We start from the raw sequence: 23,585 nt of genomic DNA on the forward strand, positions 1-23,585 counted from the left end.
CCTGCGGCAGAACGGCACCGCCACCGAGGATGCGGCATGACCGAGCAGCACGGCACCAATGAGGGAGCGCTGTGGGGCGCGCGCTTCGCCTCCGGCCCGTCGCCCGAGCTGGCGGCGCTGAGCCGATCGACGCATTTCGACTGGGTGCTCGCGCCCTATGACATCGCCGGCTCGCGTGCCCATGCGGTGGCGCTGCATGCGGCCGGGTACCTCACCGACGAGCAAGCGCAGCAGATGCGTGCGGCGCTGGACGAGCTGGCGGCGGATGTCGCCTCCGGCGCGTTCGTCGCCGCGGACGGCGACGAGGATGTGCACGGGGCGCTGGAGCGCGGTCTGATCGAGCGGGCCGACGCCGAGCTCGGCGGCCGGCTGCGCGCCGGACGCAAGCCGCAACGATCAGATCGCGACGCTCGGCCGGCTGTACCTGCTCGACCAGTCCCGGACGATCGCCCGCGGCATCCTCCGCCTGATCGATGCGATCGTGGCACAGGCCGAGGCTAATCCTGAGGCGATCATGCCCGGCCGCACCCACCTGCAGCACGCCCAGCCGGTGCTGCTGGCCCATCATCTGCAGGCGCACGGCTGGCCGCTCGTGCGCGACCTGGAGCGACTCCGCGACTGGGCCGTGCGCGCCCGCGTCTCACCGTACGGCGGGGAGCGCTCGCCGGCTCGAGCCTCGGCCTGGACCCGGCGCTGGTCGCCCGCGAGCTGGGGCTGGACCGCCCGGCGGAGAACTCGCTGGACGGCACCGCATCACGGGACGTGGTCGCCGAGTTCGCGTACGTCGCCGCGCAGATCGGCATCGACCTGTCGCGGTTCGCCGAGGACATCATCCTCTGGAACACCCGCGAGTTCGGCTTCGTCACCCTCGACGACGGATACTCGACCGGCTCGAGCATCATGCCGCAGAAGAAGAACCCCGACATCGCCGAGCTCGCGCGGGGCAAGGCCGGCCGTGTGATCGGCAACCTCGCCGGACTGCTGGCGACGCTGAAGGGCCTGCCGATCGCATACAACCGCGACCTGCAGGAGGACAAGGAGCCGGTGTTCGACTCGATCGCGACCCTCGATGTGCTCCTGCCGGCCTTCGCCGGCATGGTGGCGACGATGCGGTTCGACACCGAGCGGATGGCAGCGCTCGCCCCCGAGGGCTTCTCGCTGGCGACGGATGTCGCGGACTGGATGGTGCGCCAGGGTGTGCCGTTCCGCGAGGCGCACGAGATCTCCGGCGCGCTGGTGCGCGCGTGCGAGCAGCGGGGGATCGGGCTGGCCGACGCGTCGGACGAGCTGCTGGCCGATGTCTCGCCGCACCTGACGCCGGCCGTGCGCGAGGTGCTGACGATCGAGGGGTCGGTGGCCAGTCGCGATGGGGCCGGCGGCACGGCGCCGGTGCGGGTCGGGGAGCAGCGCGCCGAGCTGATCGCCCGTGCCCAGGCGGTGGCGCACGCGCTGGGCCTGTGACGAGTCGATCGCCACACCGAGAAGCCATACGCTTATATTTGCGAACTATCAGTGATACGCTGATGTCATGAACGTCGCCATGACGGTCGATATCGTCGGCTCCCGCCGCCTCGCCGACAGGGAGCATGCGCAGCGCGCCCTCGACGACGGCATCGCCCGTGTCGCGCACGATCTGCCGGTGGCGATCACCCCGCTGCGTCCGACCGTCGGCGACGAACTCCAGGGCGTGTATCCCAGCCTGGATGCGGCGCTGGCCACATCGCTGCTGATCCAGCTCGCCCTGCCCGACGACATCGAATGCCGGTTCGGGCTCGGCATCGGCGCGACCGGCACGGTCGCCTCGGCGACCGGGCCGATCCCCGAGGGTCCGGGATGGTGGGCGGCACGGGAGGCGATCGACGCCGTGCACGCGCTGGCGAAGCGGACAGCGCCCAACGCGCGCACCCAGGCTGCGGCATCCGCCGACGAGTCCGCCGCGACGCGCGACGCCGTCCGGCACGTCAACGCCTATCTGCTCGCGCGCGATCAGATCGTGGGCACGATGAGCGAGCGCACGCGCACACTCACCTACGGACGGTGCCAGGGTCTCACGCAGAACGCGCTGGCCGCGCAGGAGAAGATCACCCAGTCCGCGGTGTCGCAGGCGCTGGCCGCCGGCGGGTCCGCCGCGGTGATCGAGGGCTACCGCCTGCTGCGCCCTGACTCACCGGGTCGCCAGAGGTCACCAGATCGCCAGGCGCAGCGAGCGCCCAGGACGCAGGCCCACAGCAGGCTCGCGAGGGTGCCGACGATGAAGCGCTCGCGCGATTCGGGCTCGCTGAGCTCCGAGAACCGGCCGATGCCCTTGACCGCGACGACCACCGCGATGGCCTCGGGATACCCCACGACGATCGCGACCACGGCCGCGAGCCGCTCGAGATACCCGATCACCCTGCCGCCGCGCATCAGGGTGCGCGGTTCGCCGGTCGCGGCTTCCTCGTCGCGCGCAGCCACGATGATGCCGCCGTCCTCGGTCTCGCGCACGCGCGACCCGGCTGCCACGTCCAGCACGCGACGCGAGATGGGATTGCCGCCGAGGACGGCCACCGCCACGCCCAGCATGGTGAGGATGAGACCCATCAGCGCGGGCGTGTTCACCGGCGAGATCGCGACCACCAGCAGTGCCACGACGACGAGGATCCCCGCGACCATCAGCGGATACGTGGTGGGGCGACGAAGCGCGATCACGATCAGCACGAGCGCGGCGCACAGCGCCAGGAAGAGGAAGATCGACAGGGCCGCCGTCAGCAGCACGTCCGTACCGGGGAACAGGACCATGAGCGGCAGTGTCTCACGTGGTGCGGACATGGGAGGGCTGGGCCGCGCTGATAGCCTGAAACGCGTGGCTGAATCCGCTCTGAGCGCCCTCGCACCCGCCAACGACCCGGCGTTCCCGAACGTCTGGGACGAACTGGTGTGGCGCGGCCTGGTGCACGTGTCCACGGACCCCGAGGCGCTTGCGCGCCCTGCTCGGCGGCGAGCCGATCACGTACTACTGCGGATTCGACCCCACCGCCCCGAGCCTCCACCTGGGCAACCTCGTCCAGCTCGCTGCCTGCGCCGCCTGCAGCTGGCCGGGCACAAGCCGCTGGGGCTGGTCGGCGGATCGACTGGACTTATCGGCGACCCGCGCCCCACGGCGGAGCGGACGCTGAACACCCGCGAGACCGTCGCCGAGTGGGTGCAGCGGCTGCGGGGTCAGGTCGAGCGCTACCTCAGCTTCGAGGGGGCGAACGCGGCCCGGCTGGTGAACAACCTCGACTGGACCGCGCCGCTGTCGGCGATCGACTTCCTGCGCGAGATCGGCAAGCACTACCGGGTCGGCACCATGATGAAGAAGGATGCCGTCAGTGCACGGCTGAACTCGGATGCCGGCATCAGCTACACCGAGTTCAGCTACCAGATCCTGCAGGGCCTGGACTTCCTCGAGCTGTACCGTCAGTACGGCTGCGTGCTGCAGACCGGCGGATCCGACCAGTGGGGCAACCTCACCAGCGGCGTCGATCTGATCCACCGGGTCGAGGGGGCGTCCGCGCATGCGATCGGGACCCCGCTGATCACCAACAGCGACGGCACCAAGTTCGGCAAGAGCGAGGGCAATGCGATCTGGCTGGACGCCGAGATGTGCAGCCCGTACCGGATGTACCAGTTCTGGCTGAACACCGACGACGGCGATGTGGTCGATCGGCTCAAGGTGTTCACGTTCCTGGCGCGCGCCGAGATCGAGGAGTACGCGCGGCTGGTCGAGGTCGAACCGTACCGCCGCGCGGCACAGAAGCGGCTCGCGTACGAGGTGTGCACGACGGTGCACGGCGTCCAGACGACCGCGGCGGTGGCTGCGGCATCCGATGCCCTGTTCGGCACGGGGGATCTCGCCGCGCTCGATCCCGACACCCTGCGCAGCGCGCTGCGCGAACTGCCGCACGTCGAGGCGGGCCTGGACACCAGTGTGGTCCAGGCGCTGGTCGACACCGGGCTCGTCGCCAGTCTCTCCGAGGGCCGGCGGGCCATCGCCCAGGGCGGCGTCTCGCTGGACGGCGTGCGCGTCGAGGACGAGGGCGCGCTGGTGACCGGCGGGCTGCCGGGTGCGGTGTCCGTGCTGCGGCGCGGCAAGAAGACCCTGGCCGGCGTCTTCGTCACCCCGGGCGCTGAGGCCGGTGCGTCGGCGAGGCTCGCCGATCCGCAGCGCATCGGGGGTCTGACGGTGCCGTTCACCCCGAGTCACGCGATCGTCGCTCTGCCATTCGTGCGTTCGCCGCTGCCGGCGGCCGCGATCGCCGTAGGGGCGATGACGCCGGATCTGCCGCTGTTCCTGCGGGGGACCCCGATCGCGTACGAGTGGACGCACAGCTTCGCCTGGCTGCCGGTCACCGTGGGCCTGGCTCTGGTGCTCCTGCTGCTGTGGCGCGCCGTCCTGCGGCCAGCGGTCCGGCAGCTGGCTCCGCCGTGGATCGCCGCGCGTCTTCCGGCGGAGTGGGATGCCGCAAGCCGGCTCCGGCGTGCGGCAGACGTTCGCGCTCCGTCCGGGTGCGCGGTCAGTGCTGGGCGACATCCTGCTCCTCGTCCTGGCGCTCGCGCTCGGGGTGGCCAGCCACATCGCCTGGGACGCGTTCAGCCACGAGGGCGCAAGCGGTGTCGGGCTCGTCCCGGCGCTGGATGCGCAATGGGGACCGCTGGTCGGGTACAAGTGGGTGCAGGCACGGGTCGAGCGTGATCGGGGTCGTCGTGCTCGCGGTGTGGGCGCTGCTCCGGCTTGCGTCGTGCGCGCAGCGTTCCGGTGGCGCGGGTGCTTCCAGGCTGGATGCCGTGGGCATGGCTGCTCGCGCTGCCGGTCGTGCTCGTCGTGGCATGGGTGGCGGGGCTGGTCGTGCTCGGCCCGCTGACGGCACAGTTCACCGTCCAGCACCTGGCCTATCGCGTGCTGCCGCCGGCGTGCGCGGTGTGGGCGGCGCTGACGATCCTGCTCGCGATCGCCGTCCCGGCCCTGCGCCGCCGCAAGCCGTCGCTGAGCGGCACGTCGGGCCGGATCGTGGAGCGCGATCCGGCGAGTGTGCAGGGTGAAATACGGCCTGACCGGGCAGACACGCCCGGGCTGCACGCCCGATTGGGCGCACGCGTCGATCCTCGCGTACAGTATTACCTGTTCGCCCCAAAGGGTAGAGCGGAGAGGCCGGAAGGCCCCGCACCCCTCAAGCAGTGAACACCTCCCATCTCCACCACGATCCGATGTTTTCATCGGTCTCCGAAGTGGTAGCATGGGACGTCCAGCCCGAGGGCGGCGTGTCGAGTCGAGATGCCGTGCGGACTGGGTATGATTGGGAAGTTGCCCTGCGCGATGGATTTTGTCCGGGTTGTGGGTGCGTCCGGTCTTTGAGAACTCAACAGCGTGCACTTGTCAAATGCCAAATTTTATCCTCGTCGGTTGACCATTTGTTTGGTTGGCTGGTGAGATTCCTTTGGATCAATTTATGGATTGTCAGTGATGGCATTTCTGTTGGTCATGGTTGAACTCGCTGCAAGCGTCTGCCGTTTTCCCGGTGGTGTTGTGGCATCGTTTTTTTACGGAGAGTTTGATCCTGGCTCAGGATGAACGCTGGCGGCGTGCTTAACACATGCAAGTCGAACGGTGAACCAGGTGCTTGCACTTGGGGATCAGTGGCGAACGGGTGAGTAACACGTGAGCAACCTGCCCTGGACTCTGGGATAAGCGCTGGAAACGGTGTCTAATACTGGATATGAGCTGTGGCCGCATGGTCTGCAGTTGGAAAGATTTTTCGGTCTGGGATGGGCTCGCGGCCTATCAGCTTGTTGGTGAGGTAGTGGCTCACCAAGGCGTCGACGGGTAGCCGGCCTGAGAGGGTGACCGGCCACACTGGGACTGAGACACGGCCCAGACTCCTACGGGAGGCAGCAGTGGGGAATATTGCACAATGGGCGGAAGCCTGATGCAGCAACGCCGCGTGGGGGACGACGGCCTTCGGGTTGTAAACCTCTTTTAGCAGGGAAGAAGCGGAAGTGACGGTACCTGCAGAAAAAGCACCGGCTAACTACGTGCCAGCAGCCGCGGTAATACGTAGGGTGCAAGCGTTATCCGGAATTATTGGGCGTAAAGAGCTCGTAGGCGGTTTGTCGCGTCTGCTGTGAAATCCCGAGGCTCAACCTCGGGCCTGCAGTGGGTACGGGCAGACTAGAGTGCGGTAGGGGAGATTGGAATTCCTGGTGTAGCGGTGGAATGCGCAGATATCAGGAGGAACACCGATGGCGAAGGCAGATCTCTGGGCCGTAACTGACGCTGAGGAGCGAAAGGGTGGGGAGCAAACAGGCTTAGATACCCTGGTAGTCCACCCCGTAAACGTTGGGAACTAGTTGTGGGGTCCTTTCCACGGATTCCGTGACGCAGCTAACGCATTAAGTTCCCCGCCTGGGGAGTACGGCCGCAAGGCTAAAACTCAAAGGAATTGACGGGGACCCGCACAAGCGGCGGAGCATGCGGATTAATTCGATGCAACGCGAAGAACCTTACCAAGGCTTGACATATATGGGAACGGGCCAGAAATGGTCAACTCTTTGGACACTCGTATACAGGTGGTGCATGGTTGTCGTCAGCTCGTGTCGTGAGATGTTGGGTTAAGTCCCGCAACGAGCGCAACCCTCGTTCTATGTTGCCAGCACGTTATGGTGGGAACTCATGGGATACTGCCGGGGTCAACTCGGAGGAAGGTGGGGATGACGTCAAATCATCATGCCCCTTATGTCTTGGGCTTCACGCATGCTACAATGGCCGGTACAATGGGCTGCGATACCGTGAGGTGGAGCGAATCCCAAAAAGCCGGTCCCAGTTCGGATCGTAGTCTGCAACTCGACTACGTGAAGTCGGAGTCGCTAGTAATCGCAGATCAGCAACGCTGCGGTGAATACGTTCCCGGGTCTTGTACACACCGCCCGTCAAGTCATGAAAGTCGGTAACACCTGAAGCCGGTGGCCCAACCCTTGTGGAGGGAGCCGTCGAAGGTGGGATCGGTAATTAGGACTAAGTCGTAACAAGGTAGCCGTACCGGAAGGTGCGGCTGGATCACCTCCTTTCTAAGGAGCATCTGGGGATCTTCGGGTCTTCCAGGCGCCAGGTCATCACCGGATGTGTGGTGCTGGTTAGCTCATGGGTGGAACATTTGACATGGCATCAGCGCAGCTGATTCTTGCTAGTACGCCGTTTTCGGATGGTTGGAAGGTGGGGGTTGGGGAGCGGGGTGTCTGCACGTTGTTGGGTCCTGAGGGACTGGCCGTGGCTGCCTTTCGGGGTGGTTGGTGGTTTCCTCGTGGGCTCGTTCCTGTCGCCGGTTGGTGGTGGGGGCGGGTGCCGCCCGTACTTTGAGAACTACACAGTGGACGCGAGCATCTTAAAGAAATAATTTGGCCGACCCCTTTTTTGGGGGTTGGTCTGCTCATGTGATTTCAAGTCTTTAAGAGCGAACGGTGGATGCCTTGGCATCTGGAGCCGAAGAAGGACGTAGCAATCTGCGATAAGCCTCGGGGAACTGATAAGCAAGTTTTGATCCGAGGGTGTCCGAATGGGGAAACCCCGCCAGGCGGCGTGCCGACCTGGTGACTCCCGCCTGAATGTATAGGGCGGGTAGAGGGAACGTGGGGAAGTGAAACATCTCAGTACCCACAGGAAGAGAAAACAACCGTGATTCCGTGAGTAGTGGCGAGCGAAATCGGAAGAGGCTAAACCGTGCACGTGTGATATCCGGCGGGAGTTGCGTGTGCGGGGTTGTGGGACTTTCCTGGCTGTTCTGCCGAGCAGCCGGCGTGACAAGAGAGTATAGGCGAATCGTCTGGGAAGGCGAGCCATAGCAGGTGAGAGCCCTGTAGCCGAAATGCTTGTTCTTGGCGCGGAGAGTATCCCAAGTAGCACGGGGCCCGAGAAATCCCGTGTGAATCTGTCAGGACCACCTGATAAGCCTAAATACTCCCAGATGACCGATAGTGGACAAGTACCGTGAGGGAAAGGTGAAAAGTACCCCGGGAGGGGAGTGAAATAGTACCTGAAACCGTTTGCTTACAAACCGTTGGAGCAGCCTTGGTAGCTGTGACAGCGTGCCTTTTGAAGAATGAGCCTGCGAGTTAGCGATATGTGGCGAGGTTAACCCGTGTGGGGTAGCCGTAGCGAAAGCGAGTCTGAACAGGGCGTTCAGTCGCATGTCCTAGACCCGAAGCGAAGTGATCTATCCATGGCCAGGCTGAAGCGACGGTAAGACGTCGTGGAGGGCCGAACCCACTTAGGTTGAAAACTGAGGGGATGAGCTGTGGATAGGGGTGAAAGGCCAATCAAACTTCGTGATAGCTGGTTCTCTCCGAAATGCATTTAGGTGCAGCGTTGCGTGTTTCTTGCCGGAGGTAGAGCTACTGGATGGCCGATGGGCCTCAACAGGTTACTGACGTCAGCCAAACTCCGAATGCCGGTAAGTGAGAGCGCAGCAGTGAGACGGTGGGGGATAAGCTTCATCGTCGAGAGGGAAACAACCCAGACCACCATCTAAGGTCCCTAAGCGCGTGCTAAGTGGGAAAGGATGTGGAGTTGCTTTGACAACCAGGAGGTTGGCTTAGAAGCAGCCACCCTTGAAAGAGTGCGTAATAGCTCACTGGTCAAGTGATTCCGCGCCGACAATGTAACGGGGCTCAAGCACGCCACCGAAGATGTGGCATTGACACTTGTGGTAGGCCTTCGTGGTCCAGCCGTGTTGATGGGTAGGAGAGCGTCGTGTGGCCGGTGAAGCGGCGGGGTGACCCAGCCGTGGAGGCCACACGAGTGAGAATGCAGGCATGAGTAGCGAAAGACGTGTGAGAAACACGTCCTCCGAAAGACCAAGGGTTCCAGGGTCAAGCTAATCTTCCCTGGGTAAGTCGGGACCTAAGGCGAGGCCGACAGGCGTAGTCGATGGACAACGGGTTGATATTCCCGTACCGGCGAAGAACCGCCCCAGTCAATCCAGTGGTGCTAAGAGTCCTAGCGTGGCGTTGCCGGATCCCTTCGGGGTGATGGTTGCTGCGTGAACGCTCGACCCCATGCTGGTGCGGCTAGCGTATTAACAGGTGTGACGCAGGAAGGTAGCCCAAGCCAGGCGATGGTTGTCCTGGTGCAAGTGCGTAGCCCGAACGGTAGGCAAATCCGCCGTTCATGAAGGGTGAGACACGATGCGGATGAAAAGTGGGTGATCCTATGCTGCCAAGAAAAGCATCGACGCGAGGTTCCAGCCGCCCGTACCCCAAACCGACTCAGGTGGTCAGGTAGAGAATACCGAGGAGATCGAGATAATCGTGGTTAAGGAACTCGGCAAAATACCCCCGTAACTTCGGGAGAAGGGGGGCCATCCACTTATACCGCCTTGCGCGGGAAAGGGTGTGGTGGCCGCAGAGACCAGTGGGTAGCGACTGTTTACTAAAAACACAGGTCCGTGCCAAGTCGCAAGACGATGTATACGGACTGACGCCTGCCCGGTGCTGGAAGGTTAAGAGGAGCGGTCAGCCGCAAGGCGAAGCTCGAATTTAAGCCCCAGTAAACGGCGGTGGTAACTATAACCATCCTAAGGTAGCGAAATTCCTTGTCGGGTAAGTTCCGACCTGCACGAATGGCGTAACGACTTCCCAACTGTCTCAACCACGAACTCGGCGAAATTGCATTACGAGTAAAGATGCTCGTTACGCGCAGCAGGACGGAAAGACCCCGTGACCTTTACTATAGCTTGGTATTGGTATTCGGTGTGGCTTGTGTAGGATAGGTGGGAGACGGTGAAGCCCGGACGCTAGTTCGGGTGGAGTCATTGTTGAAATACCACTCTGGTCACTCTGGATGCCTAACTTCGAACCGTGATCCGGTTCAGGGACAGTGCCTGGTGGGTAGTTTAACTGGGGCGGTTGCCTCCCAAAGAGTAACGGAGGCGCCCAAAGGTTCCCTCAACCTGGTTGGCAATCAGGTGTCGAGTGTAAGTGCACAAGGGAGCTTGACTGTGAGACTGACAGGTCGAGCAGGGACGAAAGTCGGGACTAGTGATCCGGCAGTGGCTTGTGGAAGCGCTGTCGCTCAACGGATAAAAGGTACCTCGGGGATAACAGGCTGATCTTGCCCAAGAGTCCATATCGACGGCATGGTTTGGCACCTCGATGTCGGCTCGTCGCATCCTGGGGCTGGAGTAGGTCCCAAGGGTTGGGCTGTTCGCCCATTAAAGCGGTACGCGAGCTGGGTTTAGAACGTCGTGAGACAGTTCGGTCCCTATCCGCTGCGCGCGTAGGAAGTTTGAGAGGATCTGACCCTAGTACGAGAGGACCGGGTTGGACGAACCTCTGGTGTGTCAGTTGTTCCGCCAGGAGCACCGCTGATTAGCTACGTTCGGGATGGATAACCGCTGAAAGCATCTAAGCGGGAAGCCGGCCTCAAGATGAGACTTCCATACCTTCGGGTGAGAGGCTCCCAGCCAGATTACTGGGTTGATAGGCCGGATGTGGAAGCGCAGTAATGCGTGCAGCTGACCGGTACTAATAAGCCGATGACTTGATAACACACCCGTTTTTTCCTGCGGGTGCTTGCGTCCACTTTGTGGTTCTCGACGTACGGTCGGGCACCGCACACCAGAACAAGACTTTTGTTGTGCAGACTGAAACGTCAATAGTGTTTCGGCGGCCATAGCGAGAGGGAAACGCCCGGTCCCATTCCGAACCCGGAAGCTAAGCCTCTCAGCGCCGATGGTACTGCAGGGGCGACCCTGTGGGAGAGTAGGACACCGCCGGACTTCCATTCCAGAAATGGCCACCCATCTTGGGTGGCCATTTCTGCGTTACGGGGTCCACAATGGCAGGGCAAGGGAGAGATATGGCTGATCGAGAGGACCGTCACGACGAGCGTCGGGACGGTGGACGACCGTCCTCCGACGTTCCCCGCCGGGATGGCGCGGGAGCCGGGAAGGACAGGAATCCGACGCAAGCGGAACAAGCCGCCGCATGGCGACCGCGCGCCTCGCGGCGATTCCGCGGGCGAGCGCCCCTATCGGGGACGCGACGAACGTCCGCACCGCGATACCGGATCCCGGCCCCAGCGCTCGAACGAGGGCGGTGACCGCCCGTATCGTGGTGGTGGTTCTGGTGGTGACCGCCCGTATCGTGGTGGCTCGTCTGGTGGGGATCGTCCGTACCGTGGCGGTGGCTCGTCTGCTGGGGATCGTCCGTATCGCGGCGGTGGCTCGACTGGTGGGGACCGTCCGTACCGTGGCGGTGGCTCGACTGGTGGGGACCGTCCGTACCGTGGCGGTGGCTCGACTGGTGGGGACCGTCCGTACCGTGGCGGTGGCTCGGGAAGCGGTGACCGGCCGAATCGGGCCGGCTCCGAGCGCAGCGGCCGCCCGTATCAGGGCGGTTCTGCACGTGATGATCGGCCGGCTCGGGGAAGCGCCGGCGATCGCCAGTACCGTGGCGACTCCGGCGGGGGCGACCATTCCTACCGCGACCGCGGCTCTGAGCGACGTGATCGCCCGTATAGCGGGGCGGGTTCCGACCGGAGCGACCGCACGAACAGAGAGCACCGGCCCCATCGGGATGACCGGCCCTATCGGGATGACCGGCCCCAGCGGGACGATCGGCCCCGTCGGGACGATCGACCCTATCGAGACGATCGGCGCCGACCCGACAGCCATCATGGACAAGACTCGGACCGTCGCTCTTCGCGTCCCCCGCAGGACGTGCGCGAGGATCGCCCGCGCGATCCCCAGCTGCCGGACGAGATTACGCCGAAGGACCTCGCCCCGGCAGCCCGCAACGAGCTGAAGACGCTGAGCAAGGAGAATGCGGAGCGCGTCGCGCGGCATCTCGCGATGGCGGCGCAAGCTCATCGACGACGACCCGGCGCTGGCGCACGAGCATGCGCTGGCCGCATCGCGGCATGCCGGACGCATCCCCGTCGCACGGGAGACCGTGGCGATCACGGCCTACGCGCTCGGCGACTACGCGCTGGCGCTGCGCGAACTGCGCACGTACCGGCGGCTGTCCGGCCGCGAAGACCAGATCGCTCTCATGGTCGACAGCGAGCGCGGGGTCGGTCGGCCGGAACGTGCCCTCGAGGTCGGGCGCTCGGTCGAGCGGTCCACGCTGCCCGCCGATGTCCGCGTGCAAGCTGGCGATCGCGATGTCCGGGGCATGGCTCGACCAGGGGGACGCGAGCCGTGCCCTCCAGGAGCTCGAGATCCCCGAGGCCGATCCCGACCACGCCTACGAATGGAGCCCGGCGCTGTTCGCCGCGCGGGCCACGGTCCTCGAAGAGCTCGGCCGGATGGATGAGGCCACCCGCTGGCAGCGACTCGCCGATGTCGCGGCCGACGCGCTGGACGAGGCATCCGGTGTCGGACAGGACGAGACCGTGTACGTCGAAGATCTCGAAGAGGATCTCGACGAGGCGGGAGAAGACCCGCCTGCGGATGCCGCGGATGCCGACGACCAGGCGGTGCCCGACGACCAGGCGGATGCCGGCGACCGAGAGGATGCCGACGACCAGACTGAGGTCGAGCCTCAGGATGACGACCTCGCGGCCGACGAAACCGAGGACGGGGCCGGCACAATCTCGGCGGACCGAGGACAATCTCGGCGGACCGAGGACAATCTCGGCGGACCGACAACAACAACCTCCGCGGACGGAGGACAACCTCGGCGGACGGAGGACAACCTCGGCGGACCGAGGACAACCTCGGCGGAGGGGGACGGGGAGTGAAGGGCGTGTTCGCGCGGCTGCGCGGGGAGGCGCCCGCGGAGAGCACGGCGACGCCGCTCGACGGGATCGACACGGTGCTGGCCGACCTCGACGGCGTCGTGTACACCGGCGCAGGGGCGCTCGCGCATGCCGTGGACAGCCTGAACCGGGCGGCATCCGAGGGGCGCAGGCTCGGCTACATCACCAACAACGCCTCGCGCACCGACGCGAACGTCGCCGCGCACCTGCGCGACCTGGGCCTGGATCGCACGGTGCCCGAAGACATCGTGACCAGCCCCCAGGCCGCCGTGCGGCGCTGCGCACGAAGATCGCCCCGCCGGCGACGATCCTGGTCGTCGGCGGCGAAGGGCTTGTCACCGAGGTCGCCCGCGCCGGCTACACCGTCACCGCGAGCGCGGAGGACGCGCCGGCGGCGGTGCTGCAGGGGTTCTCTCCCGACATCGCCTGGACCCAGCTGGCGGAGGCCGCGTACGCGCTGCAGACGCCCGAAGAGGAGGGCGGCATCCCCTGGATCGCGACCAACACCGACTGGACGCTGCCGCAGGAGCGCGGGATCGCGCCCGGCAACGGCACCCTCGTCTCGGCCGTGCACACCGCGGTGGGACGCCTGGCCACCGTGGCCGGCAAGCCTGAGACGCCGATCTTCCACGAGGCGGTGGCGCGCTTCGAGGCACGTCGGCCGCTGTTCATCGGCGACCGTCTCGACACCGACATCGCCGGGGCGCAGGCTGCCGGCATCCCCTCCGCGTTCGTGCTGACCGGAGTCGACCGCCCCAAGCACCTGTTGGCCGCGCCGCCCACCAGCCGCCCGGACTACATCGTCGCGGACCTGCGCCAGCTGTTCGAGCCGTATCCGACCACCCGCACCGATGGCGACCGCACGCAGGTCGGCGACGCCGTGGTGCAGATCGACGGCGCCGAGCTGCGCGTGGTGCAGGCGGGTCCGCATCCCATCGATCTGGTCCGCGCGGGCGCGGCGGCCGTGTGGGACTCGGGGCGGGCCATCTTCGGCTTCCACGTGCAGGAGGAGTTGTACGCCGACCCGTTCCGCCCCTGAGCACGGCGGGGTGCCCGGCGCTAGCATGGGGACCATGGAGGACGTGGAGCACGACGAGCTGATCAGCCGCCTGCGGGTGATCGAGGGCCAGCCGCTCGCCGAACGGGCCGACGCCTACGCGGCGCTGCACGAAGAGCTCGCACGCGTGCTGGACAGCGGCCCGGCGACCCCTCCGACCGCATGACGCAGCGGCTCGATCAGGCGCTGGCCGCCCGGGGACTGGCCCGCTCGCGCACGCACGCCCAGACCCTCATCGCGCAGGGACTGGTCACCGTCGACGGGCGCGCCGTGGTCAAGGCATCCGCCCCCGTCGACGACGCGGCCGAGATCGGCCTGGCCGGCGCCGACCATTACGTGAGCCGCGCTGCGCACAAGCTCCTCGCCGGACTGGATGCCTTCGCCGTGCCGGTCGCCGGACGTCTCGCGCTGGACATGGGCGCCTCCACCGGCGGATTCACCCAGGTGCTGCGCGAGCGCGGCGCCGATCCGGTGATCGCCGTCGACGTCGGCCACGACCAGCTGGCGGCCGAGATCGCCGCGGACCCCGGCGTGATAGCGATCGAGGGGTTCAACGTCCGGTACATGACCGCCGCATCCCTGCGCGAGGTGTCCGGGATCGAGGCCGCGCCGCAGCTGATCTGCGGCGACCTGTCGTTCATCTCGCTGCACCACGTGCTCCCGGCCGTCGCGGCGGTCGCCGCCCCCGCCGCCGATGTCGTCCTGCTGGTCAAGCCGCAGTTCGAGGTGGGGCGCACCGCGGTCCGGGGCGGTCTGGTGACCGATCCGGCGCTGCGGTCCGAGGCGGTCGCCGACGTGCTGTGGGCCGCCTGGGACGTCGGCCTCGGCACCCACGGGGTCATCCCGTCGCCGGTGGTCGGCACCCACGGCAACCGGGAGTACGTGGTCCACCTGATATCGGGATCCGAGGGGAATCCGACAGAATGGACGGGCATCGTGAACGCGGCGACGGGAAGCACATGACGACGGATCAGCGCAGCATCCTGGTCGTCGCGCACGCCCAGCGCGAGGACACGGTCGAGGCGGCGGCGCACGTCATCGACGCGCTGCACACCGCCGGTGCACGGCCCGTGCTGGCCGCCGACGACCGGGAAGAGCTGATCGGCCTGCAGCCGAAGCTGCGCCGGACCTCGACGCTCGGCACGGACGTGGCCGTCTCCGACATCGAGCTGGCGATCGTGCTCGGCGGCGACGGCACGATCCTGCGGGCCGCCGAGCTCGTGCGCGGCGGGACGGCGCCCGTCCTCGGGATCAACATGGGGCATGTCGGCTTCCTCGCCGAGATCGAGCGCGACGACATGGACAATGCTGTCCGGCGCGTCATCGACCGCGACTACCGCGTCGAGGAGCGGCTCGCGCTGTCGGTGCGGGTCAAGGACGTCAGCGGCGCGGTCATCTTCTCGACCTGGGCGCTGAACGAAGCCACGGTGGAGAAGGCGAGTCGGGAGCGGATGCTGGAGGTCGTCGTCGAGATCGACGGCAGGCCGCTGTCGAGCTTCGGGTGCGACGGCATGGTCGTGTCCACCCCGACCGGCTCCACCGCCTACAACTTCTCGGCCGGCGGCCCCGTCATCTGGCCCACCGTGGCCGCGATCGCGGTGGTGCCCCTGTCGGCGCATGCGCTGTTCGCGAAGCCGCTGGTGCTGGGGCCCGAGACGTCGGTGGCGATCGAGGTGCTGGAGCGGACGAACGGCACCGGCATCCTCTGGTGCGACGGCCGGCGCTCGCACGAGCTCCCTCCGGGAGCCCGGGTGGTCGTGCGGCGCTCCGAGGAGCCGGTGCGCCTGGCGCGACTGCACCCGGCGGCGTTCACCGACCGGCTGGTGCGGAAGTTCCAGCTTCCGGTCGCCGGGTGGCGGGGGAACGGGGACGGGCCGGGAGCCCGGCCGTGATCGAGCACATGCAGGCTGCGCGACCTCGGTGTGATCGCCGAGGCGACCTTGCCCATGGGTCCGGGCTTCACCGCCATCACCGGCGAGACCGGGGCGGGAAAGACCATGGTGGTCACCGGCCTCGGACTGCTGCTGGGCCAGCGCGCCGACTCCGGGGCCGTTCGCGCCGGGGCCGCGCAGGCGTCGGTGGACGGAGTGTGGATCGTGCCCGATGCCGGCCCGGTCGCCGAGCGGGTGCGCGACGCGGGCGGCGAGGTCGAGCCGATCGGCGACGGGCGGGCCGAGCTCTATCTGGGACGGACGCTGTCGGCCGAGGGCCGCAGCCGGGCCACCGTCGGCGGCCGGACCGCCCCGGCGGGGGTCCTGGCCGATCTCGCGGACCGGCTCGTCGTGGTGCACGGGCAGTCCGAGCAGCTGCGGCTGCGGTCATCCGCCGCGCAGCGCGATGCGCTGGACCGGTTCGGCGGCGACCCGGTCGCCGGTGCTCTGCGGGAGTATCAGCAGCGCTACGATCACTGGCGCACGCTGGATGCCGAGCTGACCGCCCTGATCACGGACCGGGATGCCCGCGCCGCCGAGGCCGAGGCGCTGCGCACCGCCCTCGCCGAGATCGAGCAGGCCGACCCGCAGCCGGGCGAGGACGTCGAGCTGAACCGGCGGGCCGAGCGGCTGGCCAACGCCGAAGCACTGCGCGAGGCCGCCGCGACCGCGCACGCCGCCCTGTCGTCCGAGGATGACGAGCCAGATGTGACCGCGCTGGTGGCGCACGCTCGGCGTGCGCTGGAGCGGGCCGCAGAGGATGATTCCATGCTGCAGGCGCTGGCCGAGCAGGCCGCCGACATCGGCTACCGGGCGGCCGATCTGGCAGCCGGCATCTCCGGGTACCTCGCCGACCTCGACGAGTCCGGCCCGCACGAGCTGGCCGCCGTCGAAGAGCGGCGTGCGGTGCTCGGCGGGCTGGTGCGCACCCATGGGACGCTCGAGGCTGCGCTCGAGCCTTGCAGACCGGCTCGGCGCGGCTGGCCGAGCTCGATGACGACGACGACCGCATCGAGCGGCTGACCGCCGAGGGCCGGGCCGCGGCATCCGACCTCGATGCGGCGGCCGCGACGCTGACCGAAGCGCGCCGCGGGGCCGCACAGCAGCTCGGCGACGCCGTGACCGAAGAGCTTGCACGCGCTCGCGATGCCCGACGCCCGCGTCGAGGTCGCGGTGAGCGACGCGCCCGCCTCGACGCACGGCCGGGACGAGATCGCGATCCTGCTGGCCCCGCACCCCGGCGGCTCGGCACGACCGGTCTCACGCAGCGCATCCGGCGGAGAGCTGAGCCGTGTCATGCTCGCGATCGAGGTGGTGATCGCCGCGACCGACCCCGTCCCCACGTTCGTCTTCGACGAGGTCGACGCCGGCATCGGCGGCGCCGCGGCCATCGAGGTGGGGCGCCGGCTCGGCCGGCTCGCGCGGTCGGCGCAGGTCATCGCCGTCACCCATCTCGCCCAGGTCGCCGCGTTCGCCACGAACCACCTGAGCGTGGTGAAGTCGAACGACGGGACGGTCACGTCCTCGAGCGTGCGGCGGCTGGAGGGCGCCGACCGCGAGGCCGAGATGGCGCGGCTGCTGTCCGGGCTCACCGACTCGGATGCCGCGCTCACGCACGCCCGGGAGCTGCTGGACACGGCTCGCGGGGCCGCGTGAGCTCCGACGACCCCGGCGGCGGCCTGCCCGACGCTCCTGTGCCCGACGGACCCATGCCCGACGGCGCCGTCCGGGTGGAGCAGCGCCGCCCCACCCCGCTGTACCGGTGGCTCTCGGCGCGCCTGCTGCGCCTGGAGGCATGGGTGCGCTCGCACGGCTCGGCGAACATCCGCTGGGCCACCCGGGTCGGCTGGGCGCTGGTGATCGGCATCGGCATCCTGCTGCTGGCGGGCCCGGTGATCAATAGACCGATCGGCTTCGACGACATCACCGCCTCGGCCGAAGGCGCCACCGACACCTGGATCGCCCGCTCCTTCGCCGCCGACTACACCCTCGCCCGGTCGGCGGACGGTCGCCTGCGCGTCGAGGTCACCGAGCGGATCACCGCCTTCTTCCCGGATGATGTGGACGAGGATGCCGTCGAGCGCGTCATCCCGTCGCAGTACGAGTCGCACGACCTGGACCCGACCCTGGTCTCGGCCACGTTCGACGGGGCCGAGACCGGCGTGGACACCGTGCGCGCGCCCACGCGCACGACGTTCCGGATCCAGCGCGATTCGCCGCTGACCGGCGACCACGAGCTCGTGCTGCGGTACACGCTGAGCGATCTGGCGTACCCGGCAGAGAACGCTTCCACCGGGCGGATCGAGGACCTCCTGGAGTGGAACGTCTTCGGCCCGGACTTCCCGCACGGCGTGGCGCACTCGGCGCTGACCGTCACCGTGCCGCGCGCACTGGTCGCGGACTACTCCCGGCAGCCGCACGGCGGCATCTCCTGGCTCGCTGCTGAGCGACTCCTCACAGCTCGAGCCCGACACCCAGACCGCCGCCGCCGTCACCTACTCGCTGGTCAACGACCAGAACATCCCGCCGTACGCGACGTTCTGGTTCCGGTTCCCCTTCCAGCAGGGGACGTTCACCATGCCGGCCCCCTCGTTCCTGTACTGGGTGCAGGTGATCGGCCCGTTCGTGCCCCTGCTCCTGCTGGCCGCGACGCTGCTGTTCGCCCTGGCCGCACGGGCGGTCGCGTGGGCGGATGCCCGGGGTCGGGCCTGGTACGTCTACCAGGAGCAGCCGCCGCCCGGCGTCGAGCCGGCTCTCGCCGCCCGGCTCTGGCGGGCCGTGCTCACCTCGGGTCTGGCCGGGGCCGTGGCCGACCATCGCGCCGCGCCGAAGTCGGCGGCAGCGCGGCGGGCCCTGGTGCGCGCCGCGGCGCGCACCGGCCGGACCGGAAACCTTTTCACCGCCTGGTCGCGCTACCTGTCGGCGCCGGCGTGGCGCGAGCAGTTCACGCGGGGTCTGCGGCGGGTGCCCACCGGCTTCGTGCGCGACTCGTTCATCGGTGCGGCCCTGGCCTGGACCGTGCTGCAGTGGGGACTGGTGCGTCAGCTGTCATACCAGGTGCCGCTGTCCGTGTACTGGTGGCCGGTCGCGATCGTGGTCGTCACCACGGCTCTGGCCGTCGTCATCCTCGTGCTCGCGCTCAGCGCGCGACCGCTCACTCGACAGGGCGCGCTGGTCAAGGAGCACCTGCTGGGTCTGCGCCTGTTCGTGCAGCGCACCCGCGGCGACGAGCGCACGTCGCTGTCCGATCCGCTTGCCGTATGCGGTGATGTTCTCGCCCTCCCGGCGCGCCGGGCGGCTGGTGCGGCGCCTGCTCGCCGACGAGGGCGTGCGGGCCAAGGCCGAGGCCGATCCGCAGTTCGTCACCGGTGGACGACTCGTCGTCCGGACGGCGGCGGTGGTCGCGGTGATGGCGGCGATCGCCATCGCGGTGTGGGTTCCGGCATCCACCGCCCGTCCGCCCGACGACGCCGTCTACGACGGCGACCTGCCCGGCGACTACGGCGTGTTCGTCACCGACTTCTCCTCCGATGCGACGGCGACCGTCGGCCCCGGCGAGCGGGTCCGCCTCGACGTGCAGGAGACCATGACCGCGACGGTCGGGGGCGACTACCAGGACGTGCCGCAGGTGCTGCGGCAGTGGCACGACGACATCGCCGGTCACCGGATGGCGCTGACCGTGGCATCCGTCACCGTCGACGGGGCCGCCGTCCCGTTCACCCAGCGCCGGATGCAGGGCCAGGCGCTGCTGCAGACGAAGATCCCGGACGACTGGCCGGGGGAGCATGCGATCGTCATCCGCTACCGCATCGATGATCCGGTCGCCACCGTCTGGGAGGACGGGGAGTGGCGCCAGGCAAGCTGCGCTGGACGGCGCTGAATCCGGGGTGGGACTTCGGCTGGGCCGGCACGGATGCCGCCCCCGCGCACATCGCGGTCGGTCTCACCGTGCCCGCCTCGATGAGCAGCGCCGCGTCGGGCGCGTCGGGATGGCTCGGCGACCAGTCGTGGCCGGACACCGGGCTTGCGCGCGGTCGGCACGACGGCGGGGCCGGGCGGCACGGTGCGGTATCAGCAGGAGTACGCCGTCGACGAGGACGGGATGTGGCAGGCCGTCGGGGACGAGAACGGGCCGTTCCTGCCGGACGACGACTTCCAGGGCGTCCAGCTTGCAGTTCGCCGACGGCACGTACGCGGCCGGATCGCCGATGGCCTACGTGGGCGACGCCCTGGCGCGCGCGCTGCCGATGATCCTCGCCGTCGCGCTGACCCTGGGGACGCTGGTGTGCGCGGCGATCGGAGTCGTGCGCGCACGTCGCGGGCCGGTGCAGGGGCTCGCACGGGATGTCGCGCGGTGGCTGCCCGTCGGGTTCACGCTCGCCCAGGGCATCCTGTTCGTCTGGATGACGCAGGACCTGTACGGCGACGAGGCGACGTTCCTGGTGCCGTTGCTCCTGCTCGGCATCAGCGTCGCCGCCACGGTGCTCGTCCTGGTGTGGACCCGCACGCGCCGTCGGCATTCGCACAGCGGACCCGGCCGAGTCACTGATAGGATTAAAGCCCGTGATGCATAGTTCAGACGCAGGCAGTTTCGATCCCGTCTCCGACACCACGAAGTCCGACACCACGGAATCCGACGACACCACCAAGCACATCTTCGTGACCGGTGGTGTCGTCTCGTCTCTGGGCAAGGGACTGACCGCCGCGAGCCTGGGGAATCTGCTCACGGCGCGCGGACTGCGCGTGGTCATGCAGAAGCTCGACCCGTACCTGAACGTCGACCCCGGGACCATGAACCCGTTCCAGCACGGCGAGGTGTTCGTCACCGACGACGGCGCCGAGACCGACCTGGACATCGGGCACTACGAGCGCTTCCTCGACGTGAACCTGAATCAGGCCGCCAACGTCACCACCGGGCAGATCTACTCGCGGGTGATCGCGCGCGAGCGCGCCGGGGAGTACCTCGGCGACACGGTGCAGGTGATCCCGCACATCACCGACGAGATCAAGCGCCGCATGCGTCTGCAGGCCGACGCCGTTCCCAAGCCGGACGTCATCATCACCGAGGTCGGCGGAACGATCGGCGACATCGAGTCGCAGCCGTTCATCGAATCGGCCCGGCAGATCCGGCACGAGCTGGGGCGCGACAACGTGTTCTTCGTGCACGTGTCGCTGCTGCCCTACATGGGCGCGTCCGGTGAGCAGAAGACCAAGCCCACCCAGCACTCCGTGGCCGCGCTGCGCTCGATCGGCATCCAGCCCGACGCGCTGGTGCTGCGCAGCGACCGGCCCGTCACCGACGCGAACAAGCGCAAGATCGCGCTGATGTGCGACGTGGACGAGCGCGCGGTCGTGAACGCGGTGGACGTGCCGAGCATCTATGACATCCCGTCGATGCTCAACGACCAGGGCCTGGACGCCTACATCGTGCGGGCGCTGGGGCTGACCCGCGCCGCCGAGGTCGACTGGTCGCGCTGGCAGAAGGTGCTCAACGCGGTGCACAACCCCAAGCACGAGGTGACGATCGGGCTGGTCGGCAAGTACATCGACCTGCCGGACGCCTACCTGTCGGTCACCGAGGCGCTGCGCGCCGGCGGGTTCGCACAGGAGACGCACGTGAAGATCCGCTGGATCCCCTCCGACACGTGCGAGACGCCGGAGGGCGCGCAGGCGGCGCTGGCCAGCGTCGACGGCATCATCGTGCCCGGCGGCTTCGGCATCCGCGGCATCGAGGGCAAGCTGGGCGCGCTGCGCTTCGCGCGCGAGCAGGGCATCCCGACCCTCGGGATCTGCCTCGGACTGCAGTGCATGGTCATCGAGTACGCCCGCCACGTCGCGGGGATCGCCGGGGCGTCCTCGAGCGAGTTCGACCCGGACTCGTCCGATCCGGTCATCGCCACGATGGCCGAGCAGGTGGACATCCTGGCCGCCGGCGATCTGGGCGGCACCATGCGACTCGGGCTGTACCCGGCCGATCTGGCCGAGGGGTCGCTGGCTGCCGAGCTGTACGGCTCGACCAGCGCATCCGAACGGCACCGCCACCGCTACGAGGTCAACAACGCGTACCGGGATCGGCTCAGCGAGGCCGGGCTGGTGTTCTCGGGGCTGTCGCCGGATCGCAACCTGGTCGAGTACGTCGAGCTGCCGCGCGACGTGCACCCGTATTACATCGCCACCCAGGCCCACCCCGAGCTGCGCTCGCGTCCCACCCATGCGCATCCGCTGTTCCGCGGTCTGATCGAGGCGGCCGTGGAGCGTCACCGCGCCAGCGAACTGTTCGACGTCGACAATGGCGACTGATCCGGCGGCGCTGCGGGACGAGCCGTTCACCCCGGAAGCCGTCTCGAGCGAACTCGTCTTCGACGGCAAGGTGTGGGACGTGCGCCGCGACACGTTCGGCTACAACGGCGACGAGCTGGTGCGCGAGTACGTCGCCCACACCGGAGCGGCGGCGGTCGTGGCGATGGACGAGGACGACCGGGTGCTGCTGATCCAGCAGTACCGCCATCCCATCCGGTACCGGGACTGGGAGATCCCCGCCGGACTGCTGGATGTCTCCGGCGAGCCGCCCGAGCACGCGGCGCGCCGCGAGCTCGCCGAGGAAGCCGACATCGCCGCGACCGAATGGTCCGCGCTGGCCAGCGTCTTCACCACTCCCGGGGGCAACGACGAGGTCGTGCACATCTTCCTGGCGCGCGGGCTCAGCCCGGTGCCGGGCGGGTACGTGCGCGGCGCGGAAGAGGCCGACATCCGGGTCGAGTGGGTTCCGATCGCGGATGTCGTGACCGCCGTCCTGCAGGGGCGGATGCGCAACGGCATCCTGTCGGTGGGGGTCCTGGCGGCGGCCGAGCATCTGCGGCGGGCCGCCTCCGGGGTGTGACATGCGCCTGGATCGGGCGGTGGACGCGTACCTGCGGCACGTCACGGTCGAGCGCGGGCTGTCGGCGCACACCGTCGCCGCCTACCGTCGGGACCTCGCCGGCTATGCCGAGTGGCTGACGGCGCGGGGCATCGACGACACCGCGGCGATCACGACGGAGCTGGTGACCGGGTTCATCGCCGATCGATCCGGCGCGCGGCCGCTGCCGGCGGCATCCTCTCTGGCACGCCTGCAGTCCTCGGTGCGCGGGCTGCACCGCTTCCTGGTGCGGGAGGGGCTGGACGAGGCCGATCCGACCGGACGGATGCGGCCGCCAAGCTGCCGCAGCGTCTGCCGAAGGCGCTGACGATCGACCAGGTCGAACGGCTTCTGGCCGCGCCCGACCCGACCGAGCCGCTGGGGCTGCGCGACCGGGCGCTGCTCGAGCTGCTCTACGCGACCGGCGCGCGGGTCTCGGAGGTCGTGCAAGCTGGATGTCGACGACCTCGCGCACGGAGACGTGCTGCGCGTGCGCGGCAAGGGGTCGAAGGAGCGCATCGTGCCGATCGGCGATTATGCGCGCGACGCCGTCGACGCCTACCTGACCCGGGTGCGGCCCGCGCTGTCGGCCCGGGGCAGGGCGACGCCGCGGCTGTTCCTGGGAGCCCGCGGCGCGCCGCTGTCGCGGCAGAGCGTGTGGCTGGTGATCCAGGCGGCCGCCGAGCGCGCCCAGCTGAGCGCGCACGTGTCGCCGCACACGCTGCGGCATTCGTTCGCGACGCACCTGCTGCAGGGCGGCGCCGACGTGCGCGTGGTGCAGGAGCTTCTCGGCCACGCCTCGGTGGCCACCACCCAGATCTACACGCACGTGAGCGTGGATGCGCTTGCGCGACGTGTACGCGACATCGCATCCGCGGGCGCGGTAGAGGCGGGGATGCTGGCGGCAGACAGTCATAGCCGCCAGGAGCG

The 23,585-nt window shown here is 68.1% G+C and carries 15 protein-coding genes, 3 rRNA genes and 7 pseudogenes; 24 read left to right on the forward strand and 1 reads right to left on the reverse strand.

The genetic code is table 11. The annotated features are described in order from the left end of the window. Positions 1-36 precede the first annotated feature (36 nt). Positions 37-1,461: pseudogene (gene argH / locus L2X98_RS16995) on the forward strand (argininosuccinate lyase). Positions 1,462-1,540: 79 nt separating this feature from the next. Further along, positions 1,541-2,101 (forward strand): annotated as a pseudogene (locus L2X98_RS21810) (SatD family protein); the annotation flags it as partial. Between the two features lie 41 nt (positions 2,102-2,142). Here L2X98_RS21810 and L2X98_RS17000 read toward each other — a convergent pair. Further along, the gene (locus L2X98_RS17000; RefSeq protein WP_259611669.1) at positions 2,143-2,778 is read right to left on the reverse strand and encodes a hypothetical protein; all 636 of its coding nucleotides are present in this window, start codon (positions 2,776-2,778) and stop codon (positions 2,143-2,145) included. A 28-nt stretch (positions 2,779-2,806) separates the two neighbouring features. Here L2X98_RS17000 and tyrS point away from each other — a divergent pair. The 22 genes and pseudogenes from tyrS to xerD all read left to right on the forward strand — a co-directional run. Beyond that, positions 2,807-4,138: pseudogene (gene tyrS, locus L2X98_RS17005) on the forward strand (tyrosine--tRNA ligase); the annotation flags it as partial. A gap of 66 nt (positions 4,139-4,204) precedes the next feature. Then, a pseudogene (locus tag L2X98_RS17010) lies at positions 4,205-4,459 on the forward strand (DUF4184 family protein); the annotation flags it as partial. A 19-nt stretch (positions 4,460-4,478) separates the two neighbouring features. Next, entirely contained in the window at positions 4,479-4,883 is a 405-nt protein-coding gene (locus L2X98_RS17015; protein ID WP_259611670.1) for a DUF4184 family protein, read from the forward strand. Continuing rightward, the gene (locus L2X98_RS17020) at positions 4,802-5,200 is read left to right on the forward strand and encodes a hypothetical protein (RefSeq protein ID WP_259613424.1); all 399 of its coding nucleotides are present in this window, start codon (positions 4,802-4,804) and stop codon (positions 5,198-5,200) included. Before L2X98_RS17015 ends, L2X98_RS17020 begins: the two co-directional genes overlap by 82 nt. A 358-nt stretch (positions 5,201-5,558) precedes the next feature. Then, a 16S ribosomal RNA gene (locus L2X98_RS17025) occupies positions 5,559-7,083 on the forward strand. 367 nt (positions 7,084-7,450) lie between these two features. Further along, positions 7,451-10,557 (forward strand): 23S ribosomal RNA (locus tag L2X98_RS17030). Positions 10,558-10,670: 113 nt separating this feature from the next. Further along, a 5S ribosomal RNA gene (gene rrf / locus L2X98_RS17035) occupies positions 10,671-10,787 on the forward strand. The 16S, 23S and 5S rRNA genes sit together here, the layout of an rRNA operon. A gap of 208 nt (positions 10,788-10,995) precedes the next feature. Beyond that, positions 10,996-11,814 (forward strand): hypothetical protein, encoded by an 819-nt coding sequence (locus tag L2X98_RS17040; protein ID WP_259613425.1) that lies wholly within the window; start codon positions 10,996-10,998, stop codon positions 11,812-11,814. Between the two features lie 18 nt (positions 11,815-11,832). Beyond that, complete coding sequence (locus L2X98_RS17045; RefSeq protein WP_354002836.1) at positions 11,833-12,324, forward strand: hypothetical protein; 492 nt, start codon at positions 11,833-11,835, stop codon at positions 12,322-12,324. Further along, complete coding sequence (locus L2X98_RS21815) at positions 12,317-12,751, forward strand: hypothetical protein (RefSeq protein ID WP_354002837.1); 435 nt, start codon at positions 12,317-12,319, stop codon at positions 12,749-12,751. The genes L2X98_RS17045 and L2X98_RS21815 overlap by 8 nt, the downstream gene beginning before the upstream one ends. Positions 12,752-12,768: 17 nt before the next feature. Continuing rightward, positions 12,769-13,808, forward strand: a pseudogene (locus tag L2X98_RS17050) (HAD-IIA family hydrolase). A gap of 34 nt (positions 13,809-13,842) precedes the next feature. Beyond that, entirely contained in the window at positions 13,843-13,992 is a 150-nt protein-coding gene (locus tag L2X98_RS17055; RefSeq protein WP_259611671.1) for a hypothetical protein, read from the forward strand. Beyond that, positions 13,989-14,789, forward strand: coding sequence for a TlyA family RNA methyltransferase (locus tag L2X98_RS17060; protein WP_259611672.1), 801 nt, complete (start codon positions 13,989-13,991; stop codon positions 14,787-14,789). The genes L2X98_RS17055 and L2X98_RS17060 overlap by 4 nt, the downstream gene beginning before the upstream one ends. Then, positions 14,786-15,718 carry an NAD kinase gene (locus L2X98_RS17065; protein WP_259611673.1) on the forward strand — a complete coding sequence of 311 codons (933 nt, stop codon included), beginning with the start codon at positions 14,786-14,788 and terminating at the stop codon, positions 15,716-15,718. The genes L2X98_RS17060 and L2X98_RS17065 overlap by 4 nt, the downstream gene beginning before the upstream one ends. A gap of 54 nt (positions 15,719-15,772) precedes the next feature. Further along, a pseudogene (gene recN / locus L2X98_RS17070) lies at positions 15,773-17,413 on the forward strand (DNA repair protein RecN). Beyond that, complete coding sequence (locus tag L2X98_RS17075; protein ID WP_259611674.1) at positions 17,410-19,026, forward strand: hypothetical protein; 1,617 nt, start codon at positions 17,410-17,412, stop codon at positions 19,024-19,026. The pseudogene recN and the gene L2X98_RS17075 overlap by 4 nt, the downstream one beginning before the upstream one ends. After that, positions 19,023-19,637: a hypothetical protein gene (locus L2X98_RS17080; protein ID WP_259611675.1), complete on the forward strand. Its 615-nt coding sequence runs from the start codon at positions 19,023-19,025 to the stop codon at positions 19,635-19,637. The genes L2X98_RS17075 and L2X98_RS17080 overlap by 4 nt, the downstream gene beginning before the upstream one ends. Continuing rightward, a complete protein-coding gene (locus L2X98_RS17085) occupies positions 19,604-20,008 on the forward strand; it encodes a hypothetical protein (RefSeq protein WP_259611676.1) in 405 nt (134 codons plus the stop codon). Before L2X98_RS17080 ends, L2X98_RS17085 begins: the two co-directional genes overlap by 34 nt. Next, positions 19,966-20,331: a hypothetical protein gene (locus L2X98_RS17090; RefSeq protein WP_259611677.1), complete on the forward strand. Its 366-nt coding sequence runs from the start codon at positions 19,966-19,968 to the stop codon at positions 20,329-20,331. The genes L2X98_RS17085 and L2X98_RS17090 overlap by 43 nt, the downstream gene beginning before the upstream one ends. Beyond that, positions 20,324-22,057, forward strand: a complete 1,734-nt coding sequence (gene pyrG, locus L2X98_RS17095; protein WP_259613374.1) for a CTP synthase — start codon at positions 20,324-20,326, stop codon at positions 22,055-22,057. The genes L2X98_RS17090 and pyrG overlap by 8 nt, the downstream gene beginning before the upstream one ends. After that, positions 22,047-22,637: an NUDIX domain-containing protein gene (locus tag L2X98_RS17100; protein ID WP_259611678.1), complete on the forward strand. Its 591-nt coding sequence runs from the start codon at positions 22,047-22,049 to the stop codon at positions 22,635-22,637. The genes pyrG and L2X98_RS17100 overlap by 11 nt, the downstream gene beginning before the upstream one ends. A gap of 1 nt (position 22,638) precedes the next feature. Continuing rightward, a pseudogene (gene xerD / locus L2X98_RS17105) lies at positions 22,639-23,542 on the forward strand (site-specific tyrosine recombinase XerD). Positions 23,543-23,585 lie beyond the last annotated feature (43 nt).

It is taken from the genome of Microbacterium elymi (assembly GCF_021582895.2).
Classification (GTDB): Bacteria; Actinomycetota; Actinomycetes; order Actinomycetales; family Microbacteriaceae; genus Microbacterium; species Microbacterium humicola.

Excerpts from the sequence above, each read along its gene's own strand:
- L2X98_RS17090 (WP_259611677.1), top strand. The coding sequence starts at position 19,966 with ATGGCCTACGTGGGCGACGCCCTGGCGCGCGCGCTGCCGATGATCCTC.
- L2X98_RS17040 (WP_259613425.1), top strand. The coding sequence starts at position 10,996 with ATGGCGACCGCGCGCCTCGCGGCGATTCCGCGGGCGAGCGCCCCTATC.
- L2X98_RS17045 (WP_354002836.1), top strand. The coding sequence starts at position 11,833 with ATGCGGAGCGCGTCGCGCGGCATCTCGCGATGGCGGCGCAAGCTCATC.
- L2X98_RS17000 (WP_259611669.1), bottom strand. The coding sequence starts at position 2,778 with ATGGTCCTGTTCCCCGGTACGGACGTGCTGCTGACGGCGGCCCTGTCG.
- L2X98_RS17065 (WP_259611673.1), top strand. The coding sequence starts at position 14,786 with ATGACGACGGATCAGCGCAGCATCCTGGTCGTCGCGCACGCCCAGCGC.
- L2X98_RS17100 (WP_259611678.1), top strand. The coding sequence starts at position 22,047 with ATGGCGACTGATCCGGCGGCGCTGCGGGACGAGCCGTTCACCCCGGAA.
- L2X98_RS17060 (WP_259611672.1), top strand. The coding sequence starts at position 13,989 with ATGACGCAGCGGCTCGATCAGGCGCTGGCCGCCCGGGGACTGGCCCGC.
- L2X98_RS17015 (WP_259611670.1), top strand. The coding sequence starts at position 4,479 with ATGCCGCAAGCCGGCTCCGGCGTGCGGCAGACGTTCGCGCTCCGTCCG.
- pyrG (WP_259613374.1), top strand. The coding sequence starts at position 20,324 with ATGCATAGTTCAGACGCAGGCAGTTTCGATCCCGTCTCCGACACCACG.
- L2X98_RS21815 (WP_354002837.1), top strand. The coding sequence starts at position 12,317 with ATGGATGAGGCCACCCGCTGGCAGCGACTCGCCGATGTCGCGGCCGAC.
- L2X98_RS17055 (WP_259611671.1), top strand. The coding sequence starts at position 13,843 with ATGGAGGACGTGGAGCACGACGAGCTGATCAGCCGCCTGCGGGTGATC.
- L2X98_RS17020 (WP_259613424.1), top strand. The coding sequence starts at position 4,802 with ATGCCGTGGGCATGGCTGCTCGCGCTGCCGGTCGTGCTCGTCGTGGCA.